This is a genomic window from Sciscionella sediminilitoris (assembly GCF_000737195.2).
Taxonomy (GTDB): Bacteria; Actinomycetota; Actinomycetes; order Mycobacteriales; family Pseudonocardiaceae; genus Sciscionella; species Sciscionella sediminilitoris.
The window spans coordinates 1-794 of record NZ_JALM01000199.1 but is presented as its reverse complement, the minus strand read 5'-3'; the positions used below and the strand labels follow the sequence as shown (position 1 = coordinate 794).

The 794-nt window shown below is 63.5% G+C and carries 1 protein-coding gene; it reads left to right on the top strand.

What is annotated here, in order from left to right; all coding sequences use genetic code 11:
• Positions 1-92: 92 nt before the first annotated feature.
• The gene (locus tag AD72_RS35145; protein ID WP_051899358.1) at positions 93-722 is read left to right on the top strand and encodes a class I SAM-dependent methyltransferase; all 630 of its coding nucleotides are present in this window, start codon (positions 93-95) and stop codon (positions 720-722) included.
• Positions 723-794: the final 72 nt, after the last annotated feature.

Sequence of the window (794 nt, the reverse complement as noted above, 5' to 3'; positions counted from 1 at the left end):
CACTTCCACGACGACACCGACAACACCGGACTCATCAGCATCGGCTACCTCGGCCCCCACCTCCCACCAAACTAGGGCCCATCGCAGAAACCATGAACGAATACCAGGCCTACGTCGAAACCCAGCGCGCACACCAACAGATCCACAACCCGTCGCACACCGATCCGCGCCCCGAATTGCCCTGCACCCGATGCCTCATCGAAGCAACAGCAGGCAGCGACCCACTACACGCACCGAAACGCCACTACGCCTGGGCGATCCCGAACGACGAAGCCCTCACCGCGATCAACTCGCATGCTCCACACGGACTCGTGGAGCTCGGCGCCGGAAACGGCTACTGGGCCAGCCTCCTACGCGAACGCGACGTAGACGTGCTCGCCTACGACCCTGCACCACCCGGGACACCATCGGACTCGCACGACGGACACGCCTGGTCCGAAGTCCTCACCGGCAACCACACCGCCATCGATCACCATGGCGATCGCACCCTGCTACTCGTCTGGCCCAGCTACGACAAACCCTGGGCCGCAGAAGCCGTGCAACGCTACACCGGTAACACCGTGTGCTACGTCGGCGAACCGGCAGGCGGCTGCACTGGCGACGCCCGCCTCCACGAACTCCTCGGCGATCAATCCCGGTTCACGGTGATCGACACCGTGCCAATCCCGCAATGGTTCGGATTCAACGACACCCTGCACATCTACCAACGCAACGAATCCTGAAGCCGCTCCATCACCGGCCACAGTCCGAGGTCGCGGTCCACGGGCCCGAAAAGATCTTGCACTACCGAGCCA